Below are 15,300 nucleotides of genomic sequence, written 5' to 3'. Positions count from 1 at the left end.
AAGCGCCGGCCAATTGGCTAGGCGCTCGCGCCATTGAGCAAGGGGTTATCCGCAGTGGCGACAGCGGCGAAGGTGGATGAAGTGGTGCGCGGCGTGCTGCGCGATGTGCTGGGCATCAGCGCGGAACGGGCGGCGGCGCTCGATGCCGACAGCGGGCTGTTCGGCACGCTGCTCGAGTTCGACTCGATTGCGGTTGCCGGCGTGCTGACCGAGCTGGAGGACCGGCTGGGCATCCTGATCGAGGATGACGAGGTCGATGCCGACATGATGGGCAGCTTCGGCGCGCTGGTCCGCTATGCCGCTGCCAAGGTCGCCACTTGATCGGCGACTATCACTGGGCCGGCGGGCGGGAGGCGTTGCTGCGCTTCGGCCCCGATCATGGCCCGGTGGTAGTCCTTTTGCTGCCCTTTTTCGAGGAATATAACCGCACCCGCGCCTTTGGCGTCGCGATCCTGCGGGCGCTGGAAAAGCGCGGAATTGCAGGGGTTTTGCCCGATCTGCCGGGTTTCGCAGACAGTCTCGTGGATACTGAGAAACTGGTTCTGGCAAATCTCCAACAGGCGGTGTTGGATTTGGTCGCCTCGCTGGCGTCGCCGGTGTTCAGCGCGGCGATCCGTAGTGCGGCGCTGATCGATGCGCCCGCCCCCGCGCGCTGGCGCCTGTCCCCGCAGACGGGTGCCGAACTTGCGCGTGAAATCAAGCGGTTGCGCGCACTGGGGGATGGCGTGACGGTTGCCGGCAACGCGGTGAGCGACGCCTTCGTCCAGTCACTGGAGACCGCCACGCTTGCCCCCGGCCAGCGGACGGTGCGGCTGGACAGCGACCCCGCGCCCGCCGATCTGAAGCTGCCCGGCGCGCCGCTCTGGCGGCTGGCCGAGCCGGGCGATGATCCTGATCTGGCAGAACTACTTGCAGCCGATATCGCAGAGTGGATCGCAGCATGCGCAGGGTGATCACCTTCCCGTGCGAGGGTGATACCCTGTTCGGCACGCTGGACGAGGCGCCGGGCACCACAGGACTGCTGATCGTCTCCGGCGGCAATGAAATCCGCGCCGGCGCGCATCGCGGCATGGCGGCGCTTGCCGCGCGCGTCGCCGCCGCCGGCCACCCGGTGTTCCGTTTCGACCGGCGCGGCGTGGGCGATTCAACCGGCGTCAATGGCGGCTATGCCAGCGCCGCGCCCGATCTGGCCGCCGCCATCGCCACCTTCCGCACGCATGCCCCGCAGGTGACGCGCCTGGTCGGCTTTGGCAATTGCGACGCGGCCACCGCGCTGTTGCTCCATGCGCCGGGCACTTTCGACCGGCTGCTGCTCGCCAATCCGTGGGTGGTGGAGGCTGGCCCCCTGCCCCCGCCGGCGGCGATCCGCGCGCATTATCTGGCGCGCCTCACCGATCCCAAAGCCTGGGCAAGGCTGCTCAGCGGCCAAATCCGGTTCGGCAAGCTATTCAGCGGGCTGCGCCGTATTTCGCAGAAAACACCTGAGGAGCTGAGCCAGCTCGAAGCAGCCGTGTTTGCCGCCCTTGCCGCCCACCCGGATGCGCGCGTGCTGCTGGCCAGCGGTGACGCGACCGCGATTGCCTTTGCCGACGCCGCCCGCCGCGCCGGCCATGCCGGGCCGGTCACGCGGATCGACACCGCCTCGCACAGTTTCGCCGATGCAGCCGCCAAAGCGGCGCTGACCGACGCGGTGCTGGCGGCGCTGGGCTAGGGCAACCGCGCGGCCTGCCCACCCCCGGCCCCTCCCGCAAGCGGGAGGGGAGGAACGGCGTGCCCCTCACTCCGCAGCGATGGCCACGCGCGCTTCGAACTCGGCCGCTGCCAGGAATTTTTCCGCATCCAGCGCGGCCATGCAGCCGGTGCCGGCGGCGGTGATTGCCTGACGGTAAATCTTGTCCATCACGTCGCCACAGGCGAACACGCCGGGCACGCTGGTGCGCGTGGTGCCGGGCTCGACCTGGATATAGCCATCGCCATCGAGCGCCAGATGCCCCTGGAACAGCGCGGTCGCCGGGCTGTGGCCGATGGCGACAAAGCCACCCTCCACCGCAATGTCGCTCGCCTCGCCGGTCACAGTGTCGATCAGTTCCAGCCCCACTAGCCCTTCCGGCGTGCCGCCGCCGACAAAGCGGGTGACGTTCTTGTTCCACAGCACCTTGATCTTGGGGTTGGCGAACAGCCGGTCCTGCAGGATTTTCTCCGCGCGCAGCGAGTCACGGCGGTGGATGAGCGTCACGTCGTCCGAATGATTGGTGAGGTAGAGCGCTTCCTCAACCGCGGTATTGCCGCCGCCGATCACCGCTACCTTCTTGCCGCGATAGAAAAAGCCGTCGCACGTCGCGCAAGCCGACACGCCCTTGCCCTTCATCAGCTCTTCGCTTTCCAGCCCCAGCCAGCGGGCCTGGGCGCCGGTGGCGATGATCAGCACGTCGCCCGCATACACATCGCCGCTGTCGCCGGTCAGCCGGAAGGGCCGCTCAGACAGATCGACCGAGACGATCGTGTCATACATCAGCCGGGTGCCGACATGTTCGGCCTGGGCCGACATTTCCTCCATCAGCCACGGCCCCTGGATGACGTTGCGAAAGCCGGGATAATTTTCGACATCGGTCGTCGTCATCAACTGGCCGCCGGGCTGGATGCCCTGCACCAGGATCGGCTTCATGCCGGCACGCGCGCCATAAATGGCGGCGGAAAGCCCGGCCGGGCCGGAACCGATGATCAGCATGTGCGTGTGGTGCGTGGTTGGCATGGCGTGTTCCCGGTGGCGAATAGCGTGATTTGGGGGTGCAGCCCCCCGGTTTGCAAGCGCCTTTCGGGCGATGGCCGGGCGCGGTTACAGGTGCCACGAACCCCAAATCGGCGAAATGGTAGCGGAGGAGGGACTTGAACCCCCGACCCCAGGATTATGATTCCCGTGCTCTAACCAACTGAGCTACTCCGCCCCGAAAAGGGCCTGCCGCGCCGGGCAGGCGCGCGGCTTAAGGGGTGGCGCGGCGCAGGTCAAGCGGGCATCGCACGCCCCGTGCAGGCGCTGATCACTGCACCTGCCAGTCGAGCGTGACCGTGTTGAAATCGGTCGACACGGGTACGCCCGAGCTGATGTTCCACCGGCGCAGCGTGCCGTTCTGCGAGCGCCACAATATCTCGCCACGCCGATCGCCGTCATAATCACCCAGCGCCTGACCCGCCTGATCAGCATCGATCTGGCCAAGCCCCCGGGGCGTGGGAATGCTGCCGTTCATCAGCCACAGCGCGACCGAGCCATTGTCGTTGCGCCACACCACATCGGCCCTGCCGTCAGCGTCCATGTCGCGCAGGCCCTGAATGCGCCAGCTGTCGTCGACGGCGGCGACAAAATAGCCGGTCGGCGACAGGCCGTTCATCTGCCAGGTGACAATGCTGCTGTCGGTGCCGCGCCACATCACGTCGCTGCGCCCGTCGCCGTTGAAATCACCCGTCCCGACGAAACGATAAAATGGGGTGACGAAGCCGACATTGCCGGCATTGGCGATGCGCGTGCCATTCATCAACCAGGCGTTCACTTCGCCGGTATCGCCCTGCCACAGGATATCGGCGCGGCCATCGCCGTTAAAGTCACCGACGCCGCGAATCTGATAGCTAAAGGGCACCGACGCGACCACAGCGGCCTGCTTGATCGCAAAACCAACCATCAGCCACATGGTGACTTCGCCATTGGGCCCGCGCCACAAGATGTCGGTCCTGCCGTCGCCGTCAAAATCGCCGGTGCCGGCGATCTGATAATCAGTCGGCACCTGATAGACATAGGCGGCATTGATCTGGTTGCCGTTCATCTGCCACTGGGTGACCCAACCATCATTGACGTTGCGCCACAATATGTCCGACCGTCCATCGCCATTGAAATCACCAGCAACGCGCCCCAGCGCGTCCAGCTGCCCTTCCACCCAGGTTTGCCCAAGGGGATTGGAATTTGAGCTGCCCCCCGGTTCCGTTGCGATGTCGGCGACCAATGTCGAAACGGTGTTCGGCCAGACCGCGCGATACAGGTTCCACCCCAGCTCCGGATCGCTTGCTGGGTAGTATAAACCGCCCGGCGTTACAGTAAAAAGGCCACCATAGCCGATACCAGGAAGCATATTGAAGTTAAAATTATTGGGGCCACGTACCACGGTCGTCCCATCTGTACCGTATAAATTAAATGTTTTACCAGTGCTTACGTAAACGTTGTTACCAAAGCTGCTTGACCTCCATTCAGCCGTAAAAAACCACCCAGGCATTGGCGAAACTTCGCTTGTTAGCGTGCCGTATTCAACGCCATCACAATTAAGTGTATAAAGTGATTCTCGGTCCTGAGTGCCGATCAAGATGTTATTGGTACTATTGCGATAATGAATGAACATTGCAGTATTTGAAGATGCGATATCGGTTTGTCGAACGGCCTGCGGAATCGACGGACGAGGGCCAGCATTTTCGCCATTGGGGAAAAATCGCCGGAACATCGTGGTGGTGCCCGGCGTGCCACTCGACACCCAAAGGTCTGCTGCGCGGCTTTCGACGGGCGCCGTTCCCGGCGGGCTGAAGGTTGGAACCCAGGTAAAGGACGGGGTCGACAGGAACCACATCCGGTTTCGGCAGATGGCGAGTTGCGAGGTAACGCCCTCGATACCCGTGGCAACCTGCATTACTATCGACGTATTGCCGGCGCTACCGTCAGAACGCCATAATTCGCGGCCGGTAACTGCGTCATTGGCCAGGAAATAGGCAACGCCATTGAAATCGACGATATTGTCAATGCTCACACCGGTGCCGTTCAGCGACAGCGCCCGGCTGCTCCCAGCCGGCGTGCCATCGGTCGCCCAAAGCTCGATCCGGCCGGCGTTGGCGACGGTGAAGAACAGGCGGTTGCCAACGGCGGTGAGCTGGCTGATCGTGCCGCCGCCAGCACTGGTTACGAACTGGGTGCCCGCCGCCGTGCCGTCGCTGCGCCACACCCCATTGTTGCTGCCACCATTGGTTGCGAGGAAATAGACGAGGTTGCCAACGCGCGTGAAATTGCGCGCGTTGCTGCCGCTTGCGCCAGGATTAATGTCTGCCACCAGCTGCGTGCTGGCGGCCGTGCCGTTGCTTCGCCACAGTTCCTGCCCGCTATCCGGCGCGCTGCCCGCAAAATAAAATGTCGCGCCAACCGCCGCCGTGCCAGCGTCGGTCACGACGCCATTGCACCTGCCTACGCAGATTTCGCGAACGATACTTGTCGTTTGCGGGGTGCCATCGGTCCTATAAAGCTCATATCCCAGGGATGGGGTGAGCGCGAAGAACATTAATGGCATTGGTCACCCCCGGAAAGTCTATACTTGTGGGACGATCCAATACCGAAAATAGCGGTAAGTTGCCAGCCGCGACAACAAATCAAAGCCCCTTCGCCGACTACAGTCACACGCCGCGCCATCAACCAAAGCGGTGCGTTGACAGCTTCTCCCACGGCCCGCCGCGATACCACCAGCTGGCCAGCCCGGCGATCGCGATGGGGCGCGGCGCAAAGCCTGCCTGAAGCTCGGCGAGCAGCGCGCGGGCGTCCGCTGGCGCGACCTTGTTCTGCACGGTGATATGCGGGCGCCAGCCCGCGGCGTCCTGCGGCGTCAGCAGCGAGCGGAACGCCTCGGCCAGCCGTTCGCGGATATCGGCCAGCGCCGGCGCCTCGATCCGATAGGCAACGCCGCGCCCCAGATTGATGAGGCCGGCAACGCGCGCACTCGGCGGCGGCACGTGGCGGGTTTCGGCGGCCAGCCGCGCCTTCACCTCATCGGCGACCGAGGGCGGCAGATGGTGGAACAGCGTCAGGTGCGCGGGCAGCAGGTTGCGCTCGGGCGGGAAATGGCGGCGGCGCTGCGCATCGAACCAGGCGAAATCGGCCGCACCCAGCAGCGCCGACACGATAATCGGCGCTGCTTCGGTCAAATCTCCACCTGGCTGCCCAGCTCAACCACGCGGTTGGTGGGCAGGCGGAAGAATTCCATCGCCCCCTCGGCATTGCGCAGCATCCACGCGAACAGCTTTTCCCGCCAGATGCTCATGCCGGGCTTCTCCGCCGGCAACAGGCTCTGCCGGGCCAGGAAGAAACTGGTGTCCATCATCCGGAACTGCGCGCCGCAGCGGTGGACATTGGCCAGGGCGGCGGGCACGTCGGGCTCCTCGACAAAGCCGTAGCGCAGCACCATGCGGTGGAACCCGCTGCCCAGATCCTCCAGCTCGCAGCGCTCATCGGCCGCGACATAGGGCTGATCGGCGATCTTCACCGTCAGCAGCACGATGCGGTCGTGCAGCACCTTGTTGTGCTTGAGGTTGTGGAGCAGCGCGTGCGGCACGCCGACGGGCGACGAGGTCATATAGACCGCCGTACCCGGCACGCGCGTCGCGCTGCCCGCGGCGGAGCGGATGAACACGCTGATCGGCAGCGCGGTCGCGCGCATCCGGTCCACCATCAGCTTGCGGCCCTTCGACCAGGTGGTGAGGACGACGAAGATCAGCAGCCCCACCATCAGCGGGAACCAGCCGCCATGCGTCACCTTGGCCAGGTTGGCGGTGAAGAAGGCGCCGTCGACCAGCAGGAACAGCCCCAGCAGGGGCACGGTGCGCCACAGCGGCCATTCCCACAGCCGCAGCAGCACCACGCCCAGCAGGCAGGTGTCGATCAGCATCGCCCCCGTCACCGCGATGCCGTAGGCCGCCGTCAGGTTCGACACGCTGCGGAAGCTCAGCACCAGGATGATCACCATCACCAGCATCGCCCAGTTGATGAGCGGCACATAGATCTGCCCGGCGGTGGCGGCATTGGTGTGCTCCACCCGCAGGCGCGGCATGAAGCCCAGCTGCACCGCCTGATGCGTTACCGAGAAAGTGCCCGAAATCACCGCCTGGCTGGCAATGATCGCAGCCAGCGTTGCCAGCACCACCAGCGGCAGGCGCAGCGCATCGGGGGCGAGCAGGAAGAAAGGATTGTGCAGCGCCGGCGCGCCCAGCCGGATGATCAGCGCCCCCTGCCCCAGATAGTTGAGCAGCAGCGCCGGCAGCACGAAGAAGAGCCACGACACGCGGATGGGATTGCGACCGAAATGGCCCATATCGGCATAAAGCGCCTCCGCCCCGGTGACCGCCAGCACCACCGAGCCGAGCGCGAGAAAGGCGCGCATGGGGTCTGCCACGAAGAACAGCACGGCATGGTGCGGCAGCAGCGCGCCCAATATCTCCGGCGTCTGCGCAATGCTCGCCGCGCCCAGCGCGCCGATAACCACGAAATAGACCAGCATCACCGGGCCGAACCAGGCCCCGACCCGCGCGGTGCCGCCCTGCTGGATCGAAAACAGCATCACCAGAATGGCCACCGACACCGGCAGCACCCAGACCGCGAAATCGGGCGCGGCAACGGTGATCCCCTCCACCGCGCTCAGCACCGAGACGGCGGGCGTGATGATCGAATCGCCATAGAAGAGCGCGGTCGCCAGCACGCCGAGCAACACGATGCCGGCGGTCCAGCGCGATGTCTTGGTGCGGCCGCTGACCAGCGCCAGAAGCGCCAGGCTGCCGCCAGCGCCGCGATTGTCGGCCCGCATGATGACGCTCACATATTTGAACGTCACCACCACCATCATCGACCAGAAGATGAGGCTGAGCACGCCCATGATGTGCAGCATGTCCGGCGTCAGCGCATGGTGGCCGGCAAAGGTTTCGCGCAGCGCATAGAGCGGGCTGGTGCCGATATCGCCGAAGACGACGCCCATCGCGCTGATCGCCAGGCGCATCTTTCCATCGGTGGCGGCGGGTGCCGGGGTGGACGGGGTTTCGCTCACTGCGGGCACGTCCCGGCGAACGGGTTGGAAAGACCGAGCATCAAAGGGAAAACGCCTGGTTGACGAACTCGTTTCGCTTAGCACCTGCAGCATGCACTCGCAACGGGACATTCGCGCGCCACCCGATTATAGGGCCTGCCAGCCGATTCTGGCGGCCGCGAAAACAGATGGAGAGGCGAGATGCGCGTTGGTGTTCCCAAGGAGATCAAGAACCACGAATATCGCGTGGGGCTGACCCCGGCATCGGTCGCGGAACTCTCGCGCGCCGGGCATGAAGTGGTGGTCGAAACCCGCGCCGGCGGCGGCATCGATTTCGAGGATCAGGCCTATGTGAACGCCGGCGCCCGCATCGTCGGCACCGCGGCGGAGGTTTTCGCCCAGTCCGACATGATCGTGAAGGTGAAGGAGCCGCAGCCCGCCGAAGTCGCCATGCTGGAGGCGCGGCACACGCTGTTCACCTATCTGCACCTGGCGGCAGACAAGCCGCAGGCCGAAGGGCTGATGAAGTCGGGCGCGACCTGCATCGCCTATGAAACCGTCACCGCCAACGACCATTCGCTGCCGCTGCTGAAGCCGATGTCGGAAGTGGCCGGGCGCATGTCGGTTCAGGTCGGCGCGCATTATCTGGAAAAGGAACAGGGCGGGCGCGGCGTGCTGCTGGGCGGGGTGCCGGGCGTGGCGCCGGCCAAGGTGGCAATTCTGGGCGGCGGCATTTCGGGCGTCAACGCGGCGCAGATGGCGGTCGGTATGCGCGCGGACGTAACCATCTATGACATCAACAATGCCCGGCTGGCCGAGCTGGACATGTTCTTTTCCAGCCAGATCAAGACGCAATATGCCAGCGCCGCCGCCATCGCGACTGCGGTGCGCGACGCGCATCTGGTGATCGGCGCGGTGCTGGTGCCCGGCGCGGCCGCGCCCAAGCTCGTGACGCGCGAGATGCTGAAGACGATGAAGCGCGGCTCGGTGCTGGTCGACATCGCCATCGACCAGGGCGGCTGCTTCGAAACCTCGCGCGCGACGACGCATGACGACCCCGTCTTCGTGGAGGAAGGCGTGATCCATTACTGCGTCGCCAACATGCCGGGCGCGGTTGCGCGCACCTCGGCATTCGCGCTCAACAACGCCACCCTGCCCTTCGTGCTGAAGCTGGCGAGCCTGGGCGCCGATGCGGCAATGGCGGCTGATGCGCATCTGGCCAATGGCCTCAACGTCTCGGGCGGCAAGATCCGCCACGCAGCCGTTGCCCAGGCGCTGAACCTGCCGCTGAACTGACGGGCGGCCCGCCCCGTTTTTGGGGCGGCTGCTTGCTCAGAACAGCTCGTCGAGCAGCAGGTGGAGCTCGATCAGGCGCGGGTCGGGCGTGGTGCCATAGGCGGCGAACAGCGCCGGCGCCAGCGCGGCATCGAACTCGCCCAGACAATTGAGCAGGATCGCCAGATCCTGATGGCGGTCGGCCACGCCCAGCCGGCCGACATCGATGATGCCGGTCACCGCGCCGCTGTCGTCGAGAAAGATGTTGTCGAGCGAATAGTCGCCATGCGTCACCACCGGCGCGGCTTCGACGGGGAACAGCGCGTGGAGCCGGTCCCAAACCTGCTCCGCGCTCCAGCCGGCGCGGACCTCGTCGAACTCCTCGGTTTCCACCAGCCCGGCATCGATCCGCGCGCGTGCCGCCGCCAGCCGCAGCGGCAGCGCGGCGTTGAACGGGCAGGTCTCGGCCGGCAGCGCATGGAGCCGGCGCAGGAAACGCGCCAGGCCCGCCACCGCCTCCGCCCGGCGTTCGGGGTGCGCCTCCAGCCACGCATAGGCAGCTTGGCCCGCCAGTGCCTCGGTCAGCAGCCACGCGGTGCCGCCTTCCTCGGCAAAGGCAACCAGCCGCGCAACCGGTAGCCGGCCCTGCAGCCAGCGCAGCCGGGCATATTCATCGGCAATGTCGCGCGCGACGGTGCCGCTGCCCTGTTTCAGATAGAGCGTCGGCCGCCCCGGCGCCGCCAGCCGGTGGATGATCGCGCCCGACTCGCCGATGCTGTCGCGGGTGGCGGCATAGCCGGCAAGCCGCGTGGGCCAGTCGGCGGGAAGCGGGGCGGGGAAAGGCGGCAGTTGCGCTTTGGTCATGGCTCCTCCGCTGCGGCTTGATCCAACCCGTCACCCCGGACTTGTTCCGGGGTCCACGGTCATGCCAAGTTCGCCGATCCGTATCCTTGGGACGCCGGTGGATGCCGGAACAAGTCCGGCATGACAGATGTAGCTTACGCCCGCCCGATCAGCCGCTGGGCGATGCTGTCGGCCACGGCGGCGGCGGGGCGGCCGGTGCGGGCGCTTTCCTCCCACACCTGTTCCAGCCGCGCCGGGATCTGGTGGATGCGGGCTTCCACTTCGGCGCGGTCGCCCTGGCCGAAATATTCGAGGCACACATTGATGATGCCGCCGGCGTTGATCACATAATCGGGGGCATAAAGGATGCCGGTGTCGTGCAGCCGCTGGCCGTCGGCGGGGGTCGCCAGCTGGTTGTTGGCGCCGCCGGCGACCACCTTCACCTTCAGCCCGGCAATCGTCTGCTCGGTCAGGATCGCGCCCAGCGCGTTGGGGCTGAGGATGTCGGCCTCCACCCCCAGAATATCGTCGCTGCTCACCACCTGCGCGCCCAGCTGCGTCGCCAGCTGCTGCGCGCGGCCGGCATCGACATCAGCCAGCGTCAGCCGCGCACCATCGGCCGCCAGCAGTTCGGCCAGCCCGCCGCCGACCGAGCCGACGCCCTGAATGGCGACATGCACGCCCTGCATGCTCTCCGCCCCCAGCGCGCGCCGGGCGGCGGCCTTCACGCCCAGATAGATGCCAAGCGCGGTATAGGGGCCGGGATTGCCGCCCGCCTGCCCGCTCGCCACCGGCAGCCCGGCCACGAAGCGCGTCTCGCCGGAAATGACGACCATGTCCTGGTCGGACATGCCGACATCTTCGGCGGTGACATATCGCCCGCCCAGCGAGTCGATCGCGCGGCCGAACGCCTTCAGCAGGCCTTCGGTCTTGGTGCGGCCGGCGTCCGCCAGCACCACGGCCTTGCCGCCGCCCATCGGCAGCCCCGCCATCGCGTTCTTGTAGCTCATGCCGCGCGACAGGCGCAGCGCGTCGGTGATTGCCTGATCGCTGTCGGCATAGTGCCAGAAGCGCGCACCGCCGCCGGCCGGGCCGAGCGCGGTGGAATGCACCGCGATCACTGCCTGAAGGCCGGATGCTGGGTCGGTGAACAGGTGCACGCCTTCATGGGCGTCGAAATCAGCAAAACCCCAGCCGGACACAGGCGCCCCTTTAGCACTATCAGGAAATGGGGCGACCGACGGGACTTGAACCCGCAACTTCCGGCATCACAAGCCGGCGCTCTAACCAATTGAACTACGGTCGCCGTGAAGCGCGGCCACTAGCGGCGCCGACGGGGCATCGTCAAGCCTATCAGAAGCGCCCTTGCGCGGAAAGACGATAGCCGCTGCCGATCGACTGGAACCCGGCACCCGCCAGCCGGGCCGCAGCCTGGCCATCGCCCGGCTGAAGGTCCAGCACCGCGCGAAACGTACCATCGCGGGCAATGGTGAGCGTCAGCTTTTCCTGCCCGCCCGCACTCGCCAGTGGCAGCAACAACGCGCCATCGCTGCACCGCGCGGTGCCGGACAACGCCTGGGGCAGCGCGATGCCGGCAATCTCGCCATCGACACGCGCGGACACCTGCCCGGTGGCACGCGCGCAGCGGCCGCCGGCAAAGCGCACTGACAGCCCGACAAGCTCCAGTTGGCGTACCGGCAGCGGCGCGAACAGGGCGCCGGTGGAGAGCGTGGCGGCGGGCGCATCAAGGCCCCTGCCCCACAGGCCGTTGACCAGCGCGAGGTCGGCGCCAGACGCCCGCAGCGCCAGCCGCGCCTCCCCCACCATCAGCCGCCAGGGGGAGAGCGCCGCGCGTGCATCGCCCAGCGCGACGGGGCCATAGCGGATGTCGGTCAGCGTGGCGCCCCAGATGCTGCCTTCCACCGACCCGATGGCAAGGCCGCCGCGCTCAACCCCGGCCAGCCCCAGCGCCAGCCGCATCGGCAGCGTCGCCACCAGCGCCGCCAGCAGCAGCGCGACCAGCGCCAGCACCAGCCGCCGCATCACAGCCCGCGCGCGCGCAGCGTGACCGATACCGACAGCGTCTGATCGCCATTGTCGGTGACCTGCAACTGCTGGACGAGAATCCCGTCCGCCTCCAGCGCCGCAATCCAGCCGAACAGCGCGCGCGGCCGCGCGGCGGGCAGCGCGATCAGCACGCCATTATCGCTCTGCGCGGAAACGGTGGAGAGCGTGAAACCGGCCAGCGTCGCCCGCTCGCGCAGCACCGTGTCGAGCGGGGCGTTGAGCTTTGCCGGCCCTGCCTTTGCCAGCGGGGTGAGCGCGGCCAGCTGCCCCTGAACGGTCGCCAGCTGCTGCGCGGCGGCGGCGTGGCGCGCACGGGCCTGCTCCAGCCCGATGGTTGCCGGGCGGACAATGCCGAACCAGCCGACAATGCCGGCGAGCAGCAGCGCGGCAATGCCGATCAGCGCCCGCTCACGCGGCGACAATGCGGTGAACCAGCGGCCAAGCGCGCCGATCATCGCGGCACCATGCGCAATTCGCCCTGATAGCGCCCGGCCGACCCGCTCACCGCGCCCGGCTCCGCCACGAAGCCGGCATCGCGCAGCCGGGCGGCAATATCGGCAATCTGCGCCTCCGACTGGGTGACGAGTGTGGCGGTCAGCCGCCCCTGCGCATCGAAGCTCAGCGCGCGTGCCTCGCTGCCCGGCACCGCGCGCATCGCCTGGAACAGCGCCGCCGCCGTCGCGCTGAAGCCGTTGCCCGGCCCGCGCAGCCGTGCCAGCCGCTCGGTCAGCTGGCGCGGCGCGTCTTCCACCGCTTCGCCGGGGGCAAGCCCGGTTCGGGCAAGCTCCGCTGCGCGTCGTTCAAGCGAACCCGCCGCCCAGCCATAGCGCACCAGCTGCACCAGTTGCGTCGCCAGCATCACCAGCGCCACCGCTGCCACCAGCCATCCGGCGCGGCGCAGCATGGCCCGGTTGATCACAACCGGCCGGCGCCGGCTGAATTCGCCCTGGCGCAGATCGAGCGCAGGCGTGGCGACGGCAGCAGCCAGCGCCGTCTCCAACGCGGCCTGATCAAGCAGGGCGGGCGTGGCGCCATCGGTCAGCAGCTCGGTCAGCACCGGATCGTCGGCAAAGCCCGCGCGCGGCCCGCGCACCACCCGCTCCCCGCCCAGATCGCCCAGCACGAAGCCCGTCTCCGGCACCGGCAGCAGCAGCGGCGCGGGAATGATCGCTTCGGGATCGATGCCATGCTCGGCCAGTTCGCCCAGCCAGGCGCGCAAGCGGCCGGTGCTGACCACCGCAATCGGGCGCTCCTCGCCCGCCGGTGCGGCGCCCACGGCGACCTGCGTTTCCGCCGGCGTGCTCAGCAGCTGGTCGGCCAGCACCACCCGCGCCGCCGCCTGCGCCTGTGCCGGGCTGCGCGCGGGGAGCGTCGCCCAGTGCAGCGCTACATCGGCGGCCGGGGCAATCGCCACCACCGGCTCCTCGCCCGCGCCCAGCCCGTCGCCGCGCGCCGCCACGCTGCCCCCGGCCAGCCGCAGCCAGCGGGCGCCGTCGGCATCATCACCGGGCAGGAACACGACCCGGGTCATGACGGGTCGTCCCAGGCGCGCGACACCAGCCGCGCGGGCGCCTCGGTCGCGTCGATCAGCGCGGTCTCGCTCAAGCCTGTATCCCCCAACGCAACGTCGATCTTCAGCGCGAACCAGCGGGTGGTGACGGCGGTCTGCCCCTGCGCCTCCGGCCCCGCCGTAATCCCCTGCCGGCCCGGTCCCTGCCAGAAGGCAACGGTGCTGGTAAAGCCCTGTGGCGGACGTTGTTCAATCATCGCGCGTGCCTGCGCAATGGTCAGCGTGTCGGGCAGCAGCATGGCGAACAGCACGGCCTGCTCCGGCATCAACGTGTTGACGTTGATGCGCGATACCTCGGCACGCGGCAGTGCGCACAGCCATGGGCGCAGCTTGTCATAAAGCGCCGGCGTCATCCCGGCGACGGCGCGCAGTTCGCTCGCGTCCGCCATCAGCGCGCCGGCGGTGCGATAGGGGGTGGCAAGCCCGGCATAGCGCGGGTCTTCCGCCCCGTCGGGCAGGGCGACGGCATCGCTGTCGATCCAGTCGGCGGCGGCGGCGGCAACCTCGCGCGCATGGAGCGGCGGATCGCCCAGCAGCTGCATCAGCCGCGCGAACTGCTCGACCGAGGCCGGGCGCGCGACCAGCCGGCCATCGCCGCCCTGGGTGACCAGGCCGTTCAGGTTGAAGCAATTGCCGCCGTCGGTCAGCGTGGCGGTGGCGCGCCCTTCCGGCACTGGCAGCGGCACCGGCCGCCCGGCCCAGTCGCCCTGCAACGTCACCCGCGCGGCATCGCGGCCCAGCAGCGCGGAGATGCGCGTTGCCGCCAGCACTTCGGCGGCCATCGCATATTGGCGCGCCTGATCGATGGCGACGGCGTTGGCGGCCAGCCGCGTTGCCAGCCGCGCGCGCTCCAGCGCCAAGGCCGCCAGCACCGCGACAAAGGCGACAATCAGCAACACGGTAAGCAGCGCGGCGCCGCGCTCGTTACGGCAGGGCACGGCGCGTCCTCCCGTCGGATGGTGGCGCATAGCCGGTGCCGACCAGCAGCGCGAGGCGATAGCTGCGCCCATCGCGCCGGTTGATCTGCAGCTCCACCGCCTGCGGCAATGGCGCGCCGTCCTGTCCGGTCCAGCGGTCGCTCCATGCGCCGGCCAGCCGGTAGCGTGCGCGCACGTCGCTCACCTCGTCCAGCAGCACGGCGGGCGGCAGGGCAGCCGCGCCATCCAGCATCGGATAGGCCTGGCGCAGCAATTGCCCGTCGCGCAGCAGATAATCGACCCGCTGCACCTCTGCGCGTGGAACACCATCGGGGTTGGTCCAGCCGGTGCGCACCAGCGCCAGCATCGGCACCGCGCTGCCATCGCCGGCGCCCAGAAAGCCGGGCAGCGACAGCCCGGCCGCGTCGCGCGTGGGCCGGTCCACTGCCTGCGCCAGATCCGCGCCCAGCGCCGCCTTCAACCGCTCGATCGCGCCGATATCATCGAGCCGGGCGGTGCTGATCGCCTGCGCGCGTACGCTGTAGCTGAGCACGCCGACGCCGGCCGCCGCGATCAACCCGAAAATGAACAGCGCGACGATGACTTCGACCAGCGTGAAGCCGTGTTCGGCGGAACGCACAGAAGGCGTGAAGCCGTGTTCGGCGGAACGCACAGAAGGCGTGAAGCCATTTGCAGTGTGGCGGCGAGGATGGCTCATGTCGCCCCCGTTCCAGGCGGCGGCGTGCCCGGCGGCGGCGTGCCCGGCCGCGGCGTGCCCGTTTGCGGCGTGCCCGGCGGCAGCGGCGCGGCCCCTTGCGCG

At 67.8% G+C, this 15,300-nt stretch carries 15 protein-coding genes and 2 tRNA genes; 4 read left to right on the top strand and 13 right to left on the bottom strand.

What is annotated here, in order from left to right; all coding sequences use genetic code 11:
- Positions 1-54 precede the first annotated feature (54 nt).
- The 3 genes from K2Y03_RS05520 to K2Y03_RS05510 are packed head-to-tail and all read left to right on the top strand — an operon-like array spanning position 55 to position 1,711.
- Entirely contained in the window at positions 55-321 is a 267-nt protein-coding gene (locus K2Y03_RS05520; protein ID WP_294088946.1) for an acyl carrier protein, read from the top strand.
- 35 nt (positions 322-356) lie between these two features.
- Positions 357-953: a hypothetical protein gene (locus tag K2Y03_RS05515; RefSeq protein WP_294088944.1), complete on the top strand. Its 597-nt coding sequence runs from the start codon at positions 357-359 to the stop codon at positions 951-953.
- The gene (locus K2Y03_RS05510) at positions 941-1,711 is read left to right on the top strand and encodes a hydrolase 1, exosortase A system-associated (RefSeq protein ID WP_294088942.1); all 771 of its coding nucleotides are present in this window, start codon (positions 941-943) and stop codon (positions 1,709-1,711) included. Before K2Y03_RS05515 ends, K2Y03_RS05510 begins: the two co-directional genes overlap by 13 nt.
- A gap of 66 nt (positions 1,712-1,777) precedes the next feature.
- Here K2Y03_RS05510 and trxB read toward each other — a convergent pair whose 3' ends face one another.
- The 5 genes from trxB to K2Y03_RS05485 form a co-directional block, all read right to left on the bottom strand.
- Positions 1,778-2,752 carry a thioredoxin-disulfide reductase gene (trxB, locus tag K2Y03_RS05505; protein ID WP_294088941.1) on the bottom strand — a complete coding sequence of 325 codons (975 nt, stop codon included), beginning with the start codon at positions 2,750-2,752 and terminating at the stop codon, positions 1,778-1,780.
- A gap of 116 nt (positions 2,753-2,868) precedes the next feature.
- Positions 2,869-2,945: transfer RNA gene (locus K2Y03_RS05500), tRNA-Met, on the bottom strand.
- Positions 2,946-3,038: 93 nt separating this feature from the next.
- Complete coding sequence (locus K2Y03_RS05495) at positions 3,039-5,303, bottom strand: FG-GAP-like repeat-containing protein (RefSeq protein ID WP_294088940.1); 2,265 nt, start codon at positions 5,301-5,303, stop codon at positions 3,039-3,041.
- 127 nt (positions 5,304-5,430) lie between these two features.
- Complete coding sequence (locus K2Y03_RS05490) at positions 5,431-5,940, bottom strand: 2'-5' RNA ligase family protein (protein WP_294088938.1); 510 nt, start codon at positions 5,938-5,940, stop codon at positions 5,431-5,433.
- Positions 5,937-7,781 (bottom strand): potassium transporter Kup, encoded by a 1,845-nt coding sequence (locus K2Y03_RS05485; protein WP_294089191.1) that lies wholly within the window; start codon positions 7,779-7,781, stop codon positions 5,937-5,939. The genes K2Y03_RS05490 and K2Y03_RS05485 overlap by 4 nt, the downstream gene beginning before the upstream one ends.
- Before the next feature lie 228 nt (positions 7,782-8,009).
- On the opposite strand from K2Y03_RS05485, the gene ald reads away from it, so the two are divergent.
- A complete protein-coding gene (ald, locus tag K2Y03_RS05480) occupies positions 8,010-9,104 on the top strand; it encodes an alanine dehydrogenase (protein ID WP_294088936.1) in 1,095 nt (364 codons plus the stop codon).
- Between the two features lie 36 nt (positions 9,105-9,140).
- Here ald and K2Y03_RS05475 read toward each other — a convergent pair whose 3' ends face one another.
- From K2Y03_RS05475 to gspJ, 8 genes are all read right to left on the bottom strand, one after another.
- Positions 9,141-9,947: an APH(3') family aminoglycoside O-phosphotransferase gene (locus K2Y03_RS05475; RefSeq protein WP_294088934.1), complete on the bottom strand. Its 807-nt coding sequence runs from the start codon at positions 9,945-9,947 to the stop codon at positions 9,141-9,143.
- A 134-nt stretch (positions 9,948-10,081) separates the two neighbouring features.
- Positions 10,082-11,128, bottom strand: a complete 1,047-nt coding sequence (locus tag K2Y03_RS05470) for a Glu/Leu/Phe/Val dehydrogenase dimerization domain-containing protein (RefSeq protein WP_294088932.1) — start codon at positions 11,126-11,128, stop codon at positions 10,082-10,084.
- Positions 11,129-11,155: 27 nt separating this feature from the next.
- Positions 11,156-11,232 (bottom strand) — tRNA-His (locus K2Y03_RS05465).
- Between the two features lie 47 nt (positions 11,233-11,279).
- Entirely contained in the window at positions 11,280-11,969 is a 690-nt protein-coding gene (gene gspN, locus K2Y03_RS05460; RefSeq protein ID WP_294088931.1) for a type II secretion system protein N, read from the bottom strand.
- Positions 11,969-12,448: a type II secretion system protein GspM gene (gspM, locus tag K2Y03_RS05455; protein ID WP_294088929.1), complete on the bottom strand. Its 480-nt coding sequence runs from the start codon at positions 12,446-12,448 to the stop codon at positions 11,969-11,971. Before gspM ends, gspN begins: the two co-directional genes overlap by 1 nt.
- A complete protein-coding gene (gene gspL, locus K2Y03_RS05450) occupies positions 12,445-13,524 on the bottom strand; it encodes a type II secretion system protein GspL (RefSeq protein WP_294088928.1) in 1,080 nt (359 codons plus the stop codon). The genes gspM and gspL overlap by 4 nt, the downstream gene beginning before the upstream one ends.
- Positions 13,521-14,501 (bottom strand): type II secretion system minor pseudopilin GspK, encoded by a 981-nt coding sequence (gene gspK / locus K2Y03_RS05445; RefSeq protein ID WP_294088927.1) that lies wholly within the window; start codon positions 14,499-14,501, stop codon positions 13,521-13,523. Before gspK ends, gspL begins: the two co-directional genes overlap by 4 nt.
- Positions 14,488-15,198: a type II secretion system minor pseudopilin GspJ gene (gspJ, locus tag K2Y03_RS05440; protein ID WP_294088924.1), complete on the bottom strand. Its 711-nt coding sequence runs from the start codon at positions 15,196-15,198 to the stop codon at positions 14,488-14,490. Before gspJ ends, gspK begins: the two co-directional genes overlap by 14 nt.
- Positions 15,199-15,300 lie beyond the last annotated feature (102 nt).

The organism is Sphingomonas sp., assembly GCF_019746015.1.
Lineage (GTDB): Bacteria > Pseudomonadota > Alphaproteobacteria > Sphingomonadales > Sphingomonadaceae > Sphingomonas.
This window is presented reverse-complemented; position numbering and strand designations above follow the sequence as displayed.

Bases quoted from the DNA above. Each gene is read 5' to 3' on its own strand.
- ald (WP_294088936.1), top strand. From the start codon at position 8,010: ATGCGCGTTGGTGTTCCCAAGGAGATCAAGAACCACGAATATCGCGTG.
- trxB (WP_294088941.1), bottom strand. From the start codon at position 2,752: ATGCCAACCACGCACCACACGCACATGCTGATCATCGGTTCCGGCCCG.
- K2Y03_RS05495 (WP_294088940.1), bottom strand. From the start codon at position 5,303: ATGTTCTTCGCGCTCACCCCATCCCTGGGATATGAGCTTTATAGGACC.
- gspJ (WP_294088924.1), bottom strand. From the start codon at position 15,198: ATGAGCCATCCTCGCCGCCACACTGCAAATGGCTTCACGCCTTCTGTG.
- gspL (WP_294088928.1), bottom strand. From the start codon at position 13,524: ATGACCCGGGTCGTGTTCCTGCCCGGTGATGATGCCGACGGCGCCCGC.
- K2Y03_RS05510 (WP_294088942.1), top strand. From the start codon at position 941: ATGCGCAGGGTGATCACCTTCCCGTGCGAGGGTGATACCCTGTTCGGC.
- K2Y03_RS05485 (WP_294089191.1), bottom strand. From the start codon at position 7,781: ATGCGCCTGGCGATCAGCGCGATGGGCGTCGTCTTCGGCGATATCGGC.
- gspN (WP_294088931.1), bottom strand. From the start codon at position 11,969: ATGCGGCGGCTGGTGCTGGCGCTGGTCGCGCTGCTGCTGGCGGCGCTG.
- gspM (WP_294088929.1), bottom strand. From the start codon at position 12,448: ATGATCGGCGCGCTTGGCCGCTGGTTCACCGCATTGTCGCCGCGTGAG.
- K2Y03_RS05475 (WP_294088934.1), bottom strand. From the start codon at position 9,947: ATGACCAAAGCGCAACTGCCGCCTTTCCCCGCCCCGCTTCCCGCCGAC.